This is a genomic window from Desulfosoma caldarium (assembly GCF_003751385.1).
GTDB classification, from domain to species: domain Bacteria; phylum Desulfobacterota; class Syntrophobacteria; order Syntrophobacterales; family DSM-9756; genus Desulfosoma; species Desulfosoma caldarium.
In genome coordinates this window covers 417,074-431,740 of sequence record NZ_RJVA01000013.1, presented here as the reverse complement: position 1 = coordinate 431,740, position 14,667 = coordinate 417,074, and the positions used below count along the sequence as shown (strand labels likewise).

Annotated in this window: 13 protein-coding genes; 10 read left to right on the top strand and 3 right to left on the bottom strand. The window is 56.7% G+C overall.

The genetic code is table 11. The annotated features are described in order from the left end of the window. Window positions 1-3: 3 nt before the first annotated feature. The 3 genes from hemA (at window position 4) to EDC27_RS12305 (ending at window position 2,018) form a co-directional block, all read left to right on the top strand. On the top strand, window positions 4-1,308 hold the full coding sequence (gene hemA / locus EDC27_RS12315; protein WP_123290895.1) for a glutamyl-tRNA reductase: 1,305 nt from the start codon (window positions 4-6) through the stop codon (window positions 1,306-1,308). Window positions 1,309-1,382: 74 nt separating this feature from the next. Next, window positions 1,383-1,784 (top strand): hypothetical protein, encoded by a 402-nt coding sequence (locus EDC27_RS12310; protein WP_148045753.1) that lies wholly within the window; start codon window positions 1,383-1,385, stop codon window positions 1,782-1,784. Window positions 1,785-1,805: 21 nt separating this feature from the next. After that, window positions 1,806-2,018 carry a twin-arginine translocase TatA/TatE family subunit gene (locus EDC27_RS12305; RefSeq protein WP_123290893.1) on the top strand — a complete coding sequence of 71 codons (213 nt, stop codon included), beginning with the start codon at window positions 1,806-1,808 and terminating at the stop codon, window positions 2,016-2,018. Window positions 2,019-2,473: 455 nt separating this feature from the next. On the opposite strand, the gene EDC27_RS12295 is transcribed toward EDC27_RS12305, so the two are convergent. Beyond that, on the bottom strand, window positions 2,474-2,947 hold the full coding sequence (locus tag EDC27_RS12295; protein ID WP_123290891.1) for a single-stranded DNA-binding protein: 474 nt from the start codon (window positions 2,945-2,947) through the stop codon (window positions 2,474-2,476). Between the two features lie 237 nt (window positions 2,948-3,184). Between EDC27_RS12295 and EDC27_RS12290 the strand changes: the two genes are divergently transcribed. From EDC27_RS12290 to EDC27_RS12260, 7 genes are read left to right on the top strand one after another with little or no spacing between them, the layout of a single operon-like run. Continuing rightward, entirely contained in the window at window positions 3,185-3,952 is a 768-nt protein-coding gene (locus EDC27_RS12290) for a lysophospholipid acyltransferase family protein (protein ID WP_123290890.1), read from the top strand. Beyond that, window positions 3,949-5,628: a ribonuclease J gene (locus EDC27_RS12285; RefSeq protein ID WP_123290889.1), complete on the top strand. Its 1,680-nt coding sequence runs from the start codon at window positions 3,949-3,951 to the stop codon at window positions 5,626-5,628. Before EDC27_RS12290 ends, EDC27_RS12285 begins: the two co-directional genes overlap by 4 nt. 12 nt (window positions 5,629-5,640) lie before the next feature. Further along, window positions 5,641-7,893, top strand: coding sequence for a DNA translocase FtsK (locus EDC27_RS12280; protein WP_123290888.1), 2,253 nt, complete (start codon window positions 5,641-5,643; stop codon window positions 7,891-7,893). Window positions 7,894-7,910: 17 nt separating this feature from the next. Continuing rightward, complete coding sequence (locus EDC27_RS12275; protein ID WP_170161790.1) at window positions 7,911-8,660, top strand: LolA family protein; 750 nt, start codon at window positions 7,911-7,913, stop codon at window positions 8,658-8,660. A gap of 16 nt (window positions 8,661-8,676) precedes the next feature. Then, entirely contained in the window at window positions 8,677-9,588 is a 912-nt protein-coding gene (gene nadA, locus EDC27_RS12270; protein WP_123290886.1) for a quinolinate synthase NadA, read from the top strand. A gap of 9 nt (window positions 9,589-9,597) precedes the next feature. After that, window positions 9,598-10,641 (top strand): 4-hydroxythreonine-4-phosphate dehydrogenase PdxA, encoded by a 1,044-nt coding sequence (pdxA, locus tag EDC27_RS12265; protein WP_123290885.1) that lies wholly within the window; start codon window positions 9,598-9,600, stop codon window positions 10,639-10,641. Next, the gene (locus tag EDC27_RS12260; RefSeq protein ID WP_123290884.1) at window positions 10,638-13,208 is read left to right on the top strand and encodes an excinuclease ABC subunit UvrA; all 2,571 of its coding nucleotides are present in this window, start codon (window positions 10,638-10,640) and stop codon (window positions 13,206-13,208) included. Before pdxA ends, EDC27_RS12260 begins: the two co-directional genes overlap by 4 nt. Before the next feature lie 53 nt (window positions 13,209-13,261). Here EDC27_RS12260 and EDC27_RS12255 read toward each other — a convergent pair whose 3' ends face one another. Together EDC27_RS12255 and atpE are read right to left on the bottom strand one after the other, a co-directional pair. Further along, window positions 13,262-13,894: a redox-sensing transcriptional repressor Rex gene (locus tag EDC27_RS12255; RefSeq protein WP_123290883.1), complete on the bottom strand. Its 633-nt coding sequence runs from the start codon at window positions 13,892-13,894 to the stop codon at window positions 13,262-13,264. A gap of 219 nt (window positions 13,895-14,113) precedes the next feature. After that, a complete protein-coding gene (gene atpE, locus EDC27_RS12250) occupies window positions 14,114-14,422 on the bottom strand; it encodes an ATP synthase F0 subunit C (RefSeq protein WP_407923351.1) in 309 nt (102 codons plus the stop codon). Between the last annotated feature and the right edge of the window lie 245 nt (window positions 14,423-14,667).

The following is a 14,667-nucleotide window of genomic DNA, read 5'->3' as shown; positions in this document are numbered from 1 at the left end:
GCCATGGACATTTATCTTGTAGGAATGAACCACAAGACAGCTCCTGTAGAGATTCGTGAACGCATTGCCCAGGTCTGCCGCCTGAATGCAAGCCCTCTGGAACATCGAACTCATTGCCGGGCTGTGGAGGAACTTTTTTTTCTATCGACTTGCAATCGTGTGGAGTTTCTGTTCACGACGTCCAACGGCCTTCAGGCCGTGGAAGAAATGACAGACCTCATGGTGCGCCTAGTGGATCTGCCCAAAGACGTGGTGGTCAACCACCTCTATGTGCACAGGAATCTGGACGCTGTGCGCCATCTTTTTCGCGTCGCATCCAGCCTGGATTCCATGGTCGTCGGAGAACCCCAGATTCTCGGGCAGATTAAGGACGCCTATCGAGAAGCCACCCAGTATCGCACCGTGGGTGTGGTTTTGAACCGGCTGTTGCACAAGACCTTTTCCGTGGCCAAACGGGTTCGCACGGAAACCAACATCGGCTGTCATGCCGTGTCCGTGAGCTACGCCGCGGTGACCCTGGCCAAGAAAATCTTTGGAGAACTTCAAGGCAAACGGGTCATGCTGCTGGGCGCCGGAGAAATGGCGGAATTGGCAGCGGAGCACTTTCGATCCAACGGCGTTCGGAACATGGTGATCGTCAATCGCACGCTGGAACGCGCTGTAGAACTTGCGCGACGGTTTCATGCCCAAACCATTCCCTTTAGCCATTTTTTGGACGCTCTGCTGCAGGTAGACATCGTCTTGTGTTCCACGGCCGCCGCCGAACCCATTTTGCGTGCCGAAGACCTGAAGCCTCGCATGCGCAAGCGCAAGAATCGCCCCTTGTTTTTTATCGACATCGCCATGCCGCGCAACGTGGACCCCAAAATCCATGATCTGGACAACGTCTACCTTTACGACATCGACGACCTGAAGGGCATCGTGGACTTCAACCTCTCGGAAAGGCGCCACGAAGCGGAAAAAGCCCAGCACATCATCGACACGGAAACGTTGCAATTTCAGCAATGGCTTCAAACACTGGACGTGGTGCCGACCATCATTGCGCTGCGTCGCAAAGCTGAAGAGATTCGACGGGCGGAATTGCGCAAAACCCTTTCCCAACTACCCGAATTGAGCGATAAGGAAAAGGAAGCCATTGGGGTGTTGACGGAAACCATCATCAAGAAACTTCTGCACGACCCCATTGTCTTCTTGAAGAAAAAATCGGTGCGAGATTCCAAGAACGCTTATGTCAACTTCACGCAACAGCTCTTTAACCTGGACCAGGAAGACGCACCCACAAGCTCCCTTGACTGCACCGACGGGTGATGTTAACGATTCAAGCCGCCGACCGTTCAAAGATTTTCAAGAGCGGAAGGCAAGAACATGAAGCCGAGGGGGCTATGGCGGAAATCATTGATTTCGGCAAACGAAGCGATGGCGCCAGGGCCGAAAAGGATGCCGAGGCCCGTCGTCGCAAGGTGGAAGCCCTGCGCAGTCTCTTTCAATGCAGTCGGTGCGCTTTCAAATGCGCCAAGTGCGGCACGCAGTTGGATCCCGGGGAAAGGTCCGGCCAACGGTATGCCAGCCCTTATCCCTTCTGCCGGCATTGCCATGAAGAGTATCAGGAGTACCGCCAAAGAGTGGACCATCCCGAAAAGCCCGCCGCACATTACTGGCACAACGCTCTGTGGATGAAGGTCTGGGAAAGTTGGCTGGAGCATCAACGCCGGCTGGATGAGTACAGGCGGTCCAAAGAATTCCTTCAACTGGTCCAAGAGGTTGAACAGCTGTTGGGTACGTAACCTCGAGGAAGGAGTCTTTCCATGATTGGTGGCATCGGTATGCCCGAATTGTTGGTTATTTTGTTGATTGTGCTCATTATCTTTGGAGCCGGAAAGCTGCCTGAAATCGGTGCCGGATTGGGCAAGGGCATTCGCAACTTCAAGAAAGCAACCCAGGAAGAACCGGAACTGGCCGAAAAGAAAACGGAAAAAATAGAGGCCTCTGCCAGCGGGACAGAAAAACCGGCCAGCTGATCTCCATTTGGCGACCCGAAAATCTCTTTGAGCGCGTCGGTTACCGCGTCTCCACCCAGTTCTCGGGTTCCCGCACCCCCACACCTGCCCATCGCGCGCAGCGCTTCAGTCCCTTCAGGGGCATGTTACTCGTCGGGACACCGCTTTCGCGGAGGGGATACCTCCCGCGCACTTGAAACAACTCCCCTCTACTGATGGACGAGCTTCGTTTTGCGAAGCCGGGGACCAAAACGGCGCGGCGCCATCGAGAACTCGGCCTGGCCAAAAGCGCCTCTTCGGATTCACGAGGCCTTTTCCGTCAAAGAAGCTTCGGTCTTGCGGTTCTGAAACTATGCGGACGGCTGCAGGGCCGCCTTTTCCAAAGACCGAGTACCGTGGCGTCGCGCTCGCTTTTTTGTGCGGGCCAAAGGGCCGCGATCCCAGGAAAAGCGCAGCGCGCTTCGGCGTAAAGCCTGCTAAAAAGGAATGTTGTCGTTGTCGTGCGGTTCGGACATTTCCGGAAGCGAATCGGGAAATGGTTCTTCGGGTCTGGGCTGTTCCCTAGAACCTCGCTGCAAAGGAGCCTGGCCGGTTTCGGCCCCAACCGGCGCATCGCGGCCGCTATCGAGAAACCCCACATCCGAGGCAACAATTTCCGTGGTGTATCTTCGAATGCCCTGAGCATCCTCCCATTGATTGGTGCGCAGGCGCCCTTCTACGTAAACCAGCCGGCCTTTGGAAAGATAGTTGGCACAGTTTTCGGCTGCCTTGCCAAAGACCACAATGCGATGCCACTCGGTGCGGTCTTCCCAGTTCCCTTCCCCCGCCGGAACCCTCTCATTGGTGGCCAGGTTGAAACGCACCACAGGCAGGCCACTTTGAGTATACCGCACGTCGGGATCGGCACCCAATCGGCCGATCAGGATGACCTTGTTCAATGTCCGTGCCATAGCGTCCCTCGCTTTCCCAGGCCGCTGGGGCCCTATCGTCGCCGCGCGACGAGGCAATGGTTCTCGTCAGAGCCAAAGGTTTTTAGTTGACTGTATATACCACATGGCATTTTTGCTCAACAAGTCCCGCATCTGCGCCCTATGAAGGAAGTTGACTCTGCCAGGGAAAGCCTTTAGACTGCCCTCCGCTCATGGGTTTTCATGCGTTTTTCTCCATAGTTAAATCGAGGGATCTTCATGAGGTGGGTGAGAACTGCCACGTTTTATGCCATGCTGCTGGTCTCTACGATCCTTCTGGGCCTGACGGCCATTGCCATTGTTTTGGTCACGCGTCGCAGTGACTGGGCCCACCTTCTCGGCCGCCTTTGGGCAAACCTCAATCTGTGGGCGGCAGGTGTTTCCGTGGACGTCCATGGTCTCGAACGGCTGGATCCCAAAAGGCCCGTGGTCTATGCGGCCAACCACCAGAGCTGGTTCGACATTTTTGCCATTTTGGGCAAGCTTCCCGTCCAGTTTCGATGGCTGGCCAAAGAGGAGCTGTTTCGCATTCCCATTTTGGGATACGCCATGCGCCTCATCGGCTACGTGCCCATCGACCGATCCGACCGTAAAAAGGCTTTTCAGAGTTTAGAGGAAGCATCTCGGCGCGTTCGGGAAGGCACCGCCATTGTCATCTTTCCAGAAGGCACACGAAGCCGTGACGGCGTGCTGCAGCCCTTTAAGAAAGGGGGCATTATTTTGGCCATTCAGTCAGGCCAACCCATTGTGCCTATCGCCTTGAGCGGTTCCTATAGGATTCTTCCCAAGGGAGCCCGCTTGGTGCGGCCCGGGCGCCTCCGCATGACCATCGGCGAACCCATCGAGACGGCCGCCATGACCGTGGAAGACCGGGATGGGCTCATTGACATGGTTCGCGAAGCCATACGGCGTCACCTTACGCAAAGGGAAGGAGGGAGCCTGAACGCAGAGGCCTCCGCCGCGCAGGCTCGCTCCGCAGCTCTATGAACATGAACTCCTCAGAGAAAACACCTCTTCGCCTGATCCCTCTTGGAGGTTGCGGCGAAATCGGCCTTAACATGCTGGTGATCGAATACGGCGAGGCCATCGTCGTGGTCGATGCGGGCTTGATGTTTCCTGAAGAGGAAATGCTGGGTATTGACATTGTCATTCCCGACTTTTCGTACCTTCGAAGAAACAAGGAAAAGGTCCGCGCTCTGGTGGTCACACACGGCCATGAAGATCACATCGGAGCTATACCTTTCTTCATTCGCGAATTTCCAGTACCCATCTACGGCACCAGGCTAACTCTGGCGCTGGTTGAAGAAAAACTCCGCGAACACAAGCTCCTTGAGCGCACGGTGTTGCACTGCGTTGAGGCGCGCGACCGGTTGTGTGTGGAGCCCTTGCACATCGAGTTCATTCAAGTTTGTCACAGCATTCCCGACGGCGTGGGTCTAGCCGTGGAAAGTCCCGAGGGAATTGTTGTTCATTCCGGAGACTTCAAGATCGACCATACGCCTTTGGACGGCAAGATGTTCGATGCAGCGCGATTCGCCGCCTACGGAGAACAAGGGGTTCTGGCTTTGCTCTCCGATTCCACCAACGTGGAAAAGGAAGGTTATACGTTGTCCGAAAGGGACATCGGGCACACCTTTCGGGAGATTTTTCGAGAATGTTCGGGCCGCATTCTCGTTGCCGTCTTTGCCAGCAACATTCATCGCATCCAGCAGGTGTTGGATCTTGCCGCGGAATTCGGCCGTAAGGTTTTTTTCAGCGGCAAGTCCATGGTGGCCAATGTGCGCATTGCATCGCAGCTGGGATACCTGCATTTTGACCCGGATATCGAAACGAATCTGGTGGAACTCCAGCAACTGCCCGACAATAGGGTGCTCATGCTCACCACCGGAAGTCAGGGGGAACCCATGAGCGCCCTAACGCGCATGGCTTTCAACGTTCACAAGAAGTTGTCCATCAAGCCCGGGGACACTGTGGTCTTTTCTTCAAAGTTCATTCCCGGCAACGAGCGGGCCATTCATAACATCATCAACCATCTGTACCGTCGTGGAGCGCACGTCATTCACGACCAGGTCAAGGAGATTCACGTCTCGGGGCATGCGTACCGTGAAGAACTCAAGACCATGATCAATCTGGTGCGCCCCGCCTATTTCATCCCCATTCACGGAGAATACCGACATCTGGTGCAGCACAAGCAGTTGGCTCAAAGTCTCGGGCTTTCAGAGCATCGTTGCTTGGTGGTGGAGAATGGGGACGTCATTTCTTTACAGAATGGTGTGGCTTCGGTCCAAAGGCGCATCGAGACGGGGCGGGTTTTTGTGGATGGCAAAGGCGTCGGCGACGTGTGCGACCTGGTCCTTCGCGATCGAAGGCATCTTTCAGAAGACGGCATGGTTTTGGTCTCCCTGGTGGTCAGCAAAGAGACGCGCGAGATTCTCAGCGGCCCGGAATTGGTGACTCGAGGCTTTATTTTGGAAGAAACCAAGCCGGATATTCTCGACAGTGCCCGTTGCCTCATTTTGGACGTACTCGAACGGTATCAGGCCGAGGGAGAAATGATGGACTGCGGTGATTTTCAACTGGAGATACGCCGAGAATTGAAAAAGTTCTTTCAAAAGGTTCTTGATCGGCGACCGTTCATCCACCCCATGGTGGCGGAGGTTTAAAGGGGGCGTTGCGTGGAGCGCAAGAAGCACGAAGCATGGGCACTGGCCGTGCTCACGGTGAGCATTCTCATCGCCGCAAGCCTTGTTTCCTATCACCACACCGACCCCACCTTTTTTGCGTCCTCTTCCTCGGGGCGCGCCACGCTGAATCACGTGGGTGTTCTGGGTGCCCACATCTCTTGGCTTCTGTTTTTTCTGATCGGTATCGGGGCCTATGCGGTCCCTTTGATCGGGGTATGGTGGAGTTGGCGCTTGCTCCGCGGGCTTTCGGTTTTTCCCTACGGGCGCATGCACGTGGTGGGTTTGGTCCTGATGTTATGGGCGACCATCACGTTGGCCGCTTTTTCCGGCCCCACGGTGTCCATTTTCGGCCAGGAAGTTCTGGCTGGAGGGCAATTGGGCAGCCTGTCCGCTTCCTTTTTGGCCTCCCGCTTGAACACCCTTGGAGCCCACGTGCTTCTGGGAGGGCTCCTGCTCATAGGACTGATCCTGGCTACGCCTTTTACTTTAGGATCCTTCGGGAAAATGCTTTTGTCCATTCCACGCCGGTTTATCTCGGCTTTCAAAAAAACGTGGTCGACGCGCTCCGCCGCCCGGCCTGTTCGAGAACTTCAAGCCCCTTCACCAAAGCTCGTGAGAGAGCGCAGCGCACGCCGGCCTAAGAGCACCTTCGGCGCGGATCGCAAGAGCAAAGACACAGCGGAAGCCGTGACACCACTTCGCCCTGCCGATCAAGGGGCTACGATATCCGCCCCGAACAAGGCGTCTCTTCCCGCGCCGCGCTCCGCAAAAGCCGCGGCCTTGCCTCCTGTGGATCTCTTGGATTTTTACGCCGAGGAAGAGGCCTCCCCGGATCCTCAGATTCTTCAGCACAAGGCCCTCACGTTGGAAGAAAAATTGAAGGATTTCGGCGTGCAGGGGAAGGTCGTGGGCATCAATCCGGGACCCGTTATCACCATGTATGAATATAGCCCGGCTCCGGGGATCAAAATCAGTCGCATCGTCGGCCTGGCCGACGACTTGTCCATGGCTCTCAAGGCAAGCAGCGTGCGCGTCGTCGCTCCCATTCCCGGCAAAGCTGCCATTGGCATTGAAATCCCCAATGAAAAGCGAGCCATGGTCTCCTTGCGCTCCATTATCGAATCCAAGGCCTTTGCCGCCTCCACGTCCCCCTTGACCATTGCCCTGGGTAAGGACATCACCGGAAACCCCGTCATCACGCAGCTGACTCGAATGCCTCACCTGTTGATCGCAGGAGCGACGGGGACTGGCAAGTCCGTGTGCATCAACGCCATCCTGCTCAGCTTGCTCTACCGTAACACGCCGGATGCCCTTCGGTTCCTGTTGATCGATCCCAAACGCATTGAACTGAGCACTTACGAAGGCATTCCGCATCTGCTGCATCCCGTGGTCACGGAACCCAAGATGGCCACTCGAGCCCTGCGATGGGCCGTTCACGAAATGGAAATGCGCTACAAGCTCCTGGCCGACAAGAATGTCCGCAACATCGAATCCTATAATCGTGTGCTGGCAAAGGACCGCGCGCTCAAGAGCGCCTCCACGCCCCCGAGAGAAACGGCCAACGGCACCGTTCTGGAACATCACCCGCTTCCCTACATCGTGCTCATTATCGACGAGCTGGCCGACCTCATGATGGTCGCCTCACGTGAAGTCGAAGAGTCCATCACGCGACTGGCCCAGATGGCCCGGGCCGCCGGCATTCACTTGATCTTGGCCACGCAAAGACCTTCTGTGGATGTGCTCACCGGCATCATCAAAGCCAACATTCCAACGCGCATCTCCTTTCAGGTGTCCTCCAAAGTGGATTCCAGAACCGTTCTGGACACCAACGGTGCGGAAACCCTTCTGGGTGCCGGTGATATGCTCTTTCTGCCACCTGGCACGGGAAAATTACAGCGCATTCAAGGGGCATTCGTCTCGGATGACGAAGTCCAGAGGATCACCGACTTTTGGCGAGAAAGGCAGCCGGAAACGGATCCCATCGCCGGAAGGGTTTCTTTTGCGGACAAGGAAAACGTTACGGAAACGACCGAGGAAACCTTGGACGAAAAATACGAAGAAGCGGTTCGCCTTGTGGTGGAAACCCGGCAGGCCTCCATTTCCATGATTCAAAGGCGCCTGCGCATTGGATACAACCGAGCTGCCCGCATGATTGAAATCATGGAACAGCAGGGCATCGTGAGCCCATCCGATGGAAGCAGGCCCCGAGAGGTTCTTGTTTCCAAGGACTCGCTGGACACATGAAAAAGAGAGGTGGCGCCGTGAGAGTCAGATCGCCCGGTATGGTCTTGGGACTACTTTGGATGGTTGTCTTCGTCCTGGGCCAAGGAATATCGCATGAGGTCTTCGCCTCCGGTCAAGCCACGGAGGCGGGAGTGCCCGAGATTCTCACCAAGATGGAAAACACGTACCGGGCCATTGCCGCCTACACTGCCGATTTTTCCCAATGGACCACCTCGGTGGCCACATCCGGAGCCACCACGGAAGCGCGAGGCGTATTCTACTACCAAAAGCCTCAGCGCATGCGCTGGGAATACAACAGTCCGGAAAGGCAGGTTTTCGTCGCCTTTAAAGACACGGCCTGGCTATATGTTCCTGAAGACCGCCAGATTTCGCTCTTTGAAATGAAGGAATTGCTGCAGTCTCCCATTATGCGCACGTTCTTTGAGGGCGTGGTGCAGCTGAAAGAAAATTTTCAAGCCACCATGGATGCAGCCGCCGGTACAGAAGAAACCGCCGTCCTGCGTCTCACGCCCAAACGTGAAGATCCCAACGTGCGCGCTTTGCGCGTTTGGGTGGACACCACCCAATATACTATCACAGAAATCGAAGCCCTCGATGCCCTGGGCAACATCAACCGCATTCACTTTCACAACCACAAGATTGTGCACAACCTGCCTAAAGAACTCTTTGCCTTCAATCCGAACGACGACGTCCTCGTTCTCGATCCTTCCGGACGAAAATTGAATCCCGAAGAAATCGGCGCCCTCAAGCGCCGCCTGCGCGACTAAAGAAACGGAGACAAGCATGGATCCGGAAAACTCTTTGATCCAAGAAATTCAAGCTCTGAGAAAAGAAAGAAACGCGATCATCTTGGCGCACAACTATCAACCTGGCCCCATTCAGGACCTTGCGGACCTCACGGGGGATTCCCTGGAACTGAGCCGCAAGGCTCAGGAAACCGACGCTGACGTCATCGTGTTTTGCGGTGTGCACTTCATGGCCGAAACGGCGGCCATTCTCAACCCCGATAAGATTGTGCTTCTGCCAAATCCCGCAGCCGGATGCCCCATGGCGGACATGATCACGGCTCAGGATGTACGGCGCCTTCGGCAGGAATTTCCGAGCGTTCCCATAGTCACCTACGTGAATTCCTCGGCGGAGGTTAAAGCGGAAAGCACGGTGTGCTGCACTTCGGCCAATGTGAACCGCGTCGTGGCGTCCTTTTCCGACGCTGACACTTTGTACCTGATTCCGGATCAAAATCTGGCCAAGTATGCCGCTCGCCATACCCAAAAGACTCTGCATTACTGGAAGGGCTACTGCCCGGTGCATCATGGGCTTTCGGCCTCCATGGTTCTGAAGGCCAAAGCCGCGCATCCCGACGCGCTCTTTCTGGCCCATCCGGAGTGCCGGCCGGAAGTGCTGGATCTGGCGGATGTGGTCACCAGCACCTCGGGCATGCTGCGCTACGTGCGCAACGACGCTCACAACGCCTTTCTCATCGGCACCGAAACCGGGATTTTGCATCCCATGCGCCGGGATAATCCTCACAAAAGCTTTTACCCCGTCTCGGCCCGCATGGTCTGCCCGGATATGAAAAAAACCTCTTTGAAAGACGTGCTTCGCAGCCTCAAAACCCTCACGCCCCAGGTCCGCGTGGCGGAAGAAATTCGTCTGAAGGCGCTGCAGGCTGTGGAACGCATGCTTGAGATCTGAGGCCGGCTCATGGAGTCCAAAGCGACATTTCAACGGGTGAGGCTGGCCGTGACCATGGGTGATCCCGCTGGGGTAGGTCCGGAAGTGATTGTCAAGGCCCTGCAGCACCCATGGGTTCAAACGGCATGTCGGCCTGTGATCATCGGGGATGTGACGGCGCTGCGCAGAGCCATGGATCTTTTGGGGATTGCGCTTCCCTTAAAGATCGTCCACGAGCTCCATGAACTTCCCACACAATCACCTGAAGGGGTCTGCGTCCTGTGCCGCACCCCTTTGTCCCTTGAGGACATCGCCTACGGCCGCCCTTCGGCGGCCGCGTGCCGGGAAACCGTTCAATTTATTCGCACAGCCGTTGGCATGACCGTGAACAAACTCGCCGATGCCGTAGTCACCGGGCCCATTCACAAGGACGCGCTGCATCGCCATGGCTTTCCGTTCCCGGGACACACGGAATTTCTTCAGGACCTCACGGGAGCTTCCCACGTGGTCATGATGCTTGCCGGACCCAAGCTGCGCGTTGCCCTGGCGACCATTCACTGCGCTCTGCGTGACGTGCCCGAGCGGATCACCTACGAAAGCCTACTGGACACTTTGGAGACTTTGGCAACGTCTTTGCGCCGCGATTTCGGTCTCGCTCGGCCCAAAGTGGCCGTCTCGGGCCTCAACCCACACGCTGGAGAAGCCGGAAGATTCGGCCGGGAAGAATTGGACGTCATCGCTCCGGCCGTGAACCGTTTTCGAGACACGCATCCCTGGTGTGACGTCTCGGGCCCTCATCCGCCGGATACGGTTTTTTTTCGCGCCTTTGAGGGCCATTTCGATGCAGTTCTGGCCCTATACCACGACCAGGGGCTCATTCCCCTGAAACTAGTGCACTTCTACGAAGCGGCCAACGTCACCTTGGGGCTTCCCATTGTTCGAACCTCCGTGGATCACGGCACGGGCTACGACATTGCCGGAAAAGGTCTAGCCCATTGCGGAAGTCTTCTCTTCGCCATGCAAACCGCCGTGACCATGGTTCGTCATCGAAACGCGGAGCGCATCCTGGCATGAACGAAACCTTTGCGGACACTTCTCAGACGTGGATTCGCATTCGAGGAGCCCGACATCACAATTTACAGAATCTTGATGTGGACATTCCAAAAAACGCCTTTGTGGCAATCACGGGTGTGAGCGGGTCGGGAAAATCCACGTTGGTCTTCGATGTGCTCCACGCCGAAACGCAGCGACGCTACCTTAACACCTTCTTGCCGTCTTCTAGCATGGCTCTCTTGCCCACCTTTCGGCGAGAAAAACCGCAGGTAGATTCCATGGAAGGGCTAAGCCCGACCATTGCCGTGGAACAGGGCCGGTTTCCTTCTCAGACCCGCTCCACCGTGGGCACCTTCACCGATATCTACGACTTCCTGAGGCTACTCTTTACTCGGTTGGGCATTCCCACATGCCCTTCGTGCCGACAGCCCATTCAATCTTTGACCCTTCGGCAAATGACCGAGGCGCTTCTGCGAAGTCCCGAAGGGTCCCGCGTTATGATTTTGGCCCCGCTGCAACCCGTTCCGGAAAACAAGCTGGGCCAACTCCTGACGTCGCTCAAAAGAGACGGCTTTATGCGCGTTCGCTGGGAAAACCAGGTCCATTCCCTGGATCCCTTGCCCATACTGCCTCGACGCCCTCAGTATGCTCTGGAACTGGTGGTGGATCGAGTAAGCGTGAAGCCCCAGGCCTCAGGCCGCCTCGCCGGTTCTTTGGAACTGGCCGCGCGCTACGGCCAAGGCACAGTGCGGGCCGTGTGGGACTCGGGGGAAAGCGTCACATTTTCCCAACTCCCCATCTGTTTCCACTGCGGGTATCGGGCCGAACCGCCGTCCATGGCCTTGTTTTCCTTTTTTCACCCCAAAGGCATGTGCCCACGGTGCGAAGGGTCGGGACGGGAGCCCGGACCTAGGTCGAAAAAAAAGGTAGGAAAAGAAGACGAGCCGTTTTGGGTTCAAGGCCCCCCCTGTACGGCATGTGGCGGCACGCGCCTTAACAGCCGCGCTCTCTCTGTCCATGTTGCCAACTGTTCCATCGCCACCGTGAATGCCATGACGGTGACGGAACTGACTCATTGGCTGAACACTCTCATGCCCCTTCTTCACGAGGAAGAAATCTTGACACGCATTCGTCAGGAAATCCTTCCGCGGTTGCATGCCCTGCTAAGCCTTGGCCTTGACTATCTCAGCCTCGATCGCCCCATCGCTTCCCTTTCTTCTGGCGAAACCCAAAGGTTGCGGCTGGCTCAGCAACTGGCGGCACCTTTTTCAGGGGCCGTTTACATCTTTGATGAACCCAGTGTGGGACTGCATTCCCAGGATATGCAGCGCCTCATGGAAGTCCTTCGGGACCTTCGACGGCAGGGAAACACCGTGCTTGTAGTGGAACACGATGTGGCCGTCTTGCAGGAGGCGGACTACGTGGTGGAACTCGGCCCCGGCGCCGGCCCAAAAGGCGGCCGGCTCGTCTTTGCCGGCACACCGCAACAGCTGGCCCAGTGCGCGGTATCGCCCACTGCCCAATTTCTGCACGAGCCCGCCGCGGCACCCATTGGGCGTGGGCAATCACCGAAGCGCTGGACACAATTTCTCAAAATCCTGGGCGCTAAGGGCCATAATCTTCAGAACGTGACGGCGCGCTTTCCTCTGCGAGCCTTGACCTGCGTCACGGGCGTTTCGGGATCGGGCAAGAGTTCCCTAGTGGTTCGGACACTCTACCCCGCCCTGTGCCATGCGCTGGGCCAGGCCTCCGTGCCCTCCCTGCCCTACGAATCCATCGTCGGAGGGGAGGGGCTCCATCGCGTTCTCCTCATGGATCAAACCTCCATAGGGCGCCTGCCTAAGTCTGTGCCGGCCACCTACTGCGGCGTCTTTGACCCCTTGCGCTCGCTCTTCGCCGCATTACCGGAAGCCAGGGCGCGCGGCTATAACCCAGATCGGTTTTCCTTTAACAGCCCCGGCGGACGATGTGAACACTGTCGTGGTGACGGTCGCCTCCGCGTGGAAATGCTTCTTCTTCCCGACTTTTACGTCACGTGCCCCCATTGCGATGGATCCCGCTATGAACCCGAAACCCTTTCCGTACGCTTCAAGGGTCTGTCCATTGCCGATGTGCTCCGTTTAAGCGTTACTGAAGCGGCAGACGTTTTTCGACACGTGCCGGCCATTCATCGAAAGCTTCAGGTCATGGAAGACGTTGGGCTAGGCTATCTTCAATTGGGCCAGCCGAGTCCCACGCTATCCGGGGGCGAATGCCAACGCCTGAAACTGGCCAAGGAATTGGCTCGTTCGGCTCCAAAACCCACTCTCTACATTCTGGACGAACCTACAACAGGGCTTCACCCCCAGGATGTGGCACGCCTGACATCCATTTTACATCGGCTCGTGGCCAAAGGCCATACCGTCATCGTCATCGAACATGACCTGCAATTGGTGCGATCCGCCGATTATGTGGTAGACATGGGTCCCGGAGCCGGACCCGATGGCGGCCGTATCGTGGCCGAAGGGCCTCTCAACGAGGTGGTCCAACGCTTCGACACCCCCACGGTTCGCGCCCTTCGAGCCAGCACGCGCTGGGCGTTTACTTAGCAGTCCAAGGTCACAATGACGGCAGGAGAAGAGAGAAGCCTCGGGTGTTTTTCTCAAACGCCCGAAGACAGGTGGTAGGCGATGCAGTCCAGTTTGATGGTGAAATCCACGTTTTCCACGTGACAACAATCTGGCACCTGAATCTGCACCGGAGCGAAATTGAGAATACCGTTGATGCCGGCAAGAATGAGTTGGTTGGCCACACTTTGCGCCGCACTGGCCGGCGTGGCAATGACCCCAATGTGCACATCCCGCTCCCGCACCACGTCTTCCAATTCGTCCACGTGGTTGACGATGAGGCCGTTGGGAAGCTTCTTGCCCACTTTCTGGGGATCCACGTCAAAGGCCGCCGTAAAGATGTAGCCGTGCTTGACGAAGTTTCCATGCCGCACCATGGACGAGCCAATGTTGCCCAGGCCCACCATGGCCAGGTTCCACGTACGGTTGAGTCCCAATATTTCCTTGATCTGATTGACCAAATCCGCCACATGATACCCAACGCCGCGAACCCCGAATTCTCCAAAGTAGGCCAGGTCCTTGCGAATTTGGGCGGGATTGACGCCGCACTGCTTGGCCAGGCGTTCCGAGGAAATGACGTCCACATCCCCTTCCAGGAGTTCCTGTAGAGTCCGTACGTAAATGGACAATCGGTTGATGGTCGCCATGGGGATTTTGGCAAATTTCATCCTTCGCCCCTCATGTAGCCGTTGATGCTACGGATCCATGCACGCCACGCCCTTGTGCATGCCTGCACCCCTCGCCACGGTGTTGTGCCACGCTTCACATGGGTTGCGTCAAAAGAAGGCCTCCCCGCCCGTTTAGGGCCTGGAATCGAAGAGGGGCATGCCCCTCTTCGATTCCCCTTGGGTTCGGCCTTCTCGAAATGCCTGACACCTCGCCGTTTATTAGGCCATACCCACGAAGCCTTGAATGAGCTTGGAGACCGGGTTGGCGTAGATGAGGATCAGGGCGATGACCAGAGCGTAAATACACAGCGACTCGATCATGGCCAAACCGATCATCATGGTCACGGTGATCTTCCCGGAGGCTTCCGGGTTTCGAGCCACGCCTTCCACGGAGCTCTTAATGGCGATGCCCTGGGCTAAGCCCGTGCCAAAAGCAGCGATAGCGATTCCGAAACCAGCGGCTATGGCCGAATACATGAAGAACCGAAGGCCCTCCACCTTTTCGGCAGATCCCGCCTCCGCAGCCATGGCTAACGTGGTCAACCCGAGAACCAACAGCGTCGTGAAGAACCCTACTTTCCTAGACATAGATACAACCTCCTTGGATTGGGAATTAAATTAATTGCGGCCTTTCCTCCAACCGAAACCGCCTTGAGATGCCTTGCGAGTTAGACTCTGTCGCCTGTGCACGTCCGTGCGGCCGAGCACCACAAGAGGCAATGACAGATTCGCGGCCTGAGCCTTCCTCCAAAAAAACTTTCTCAAACACGCTG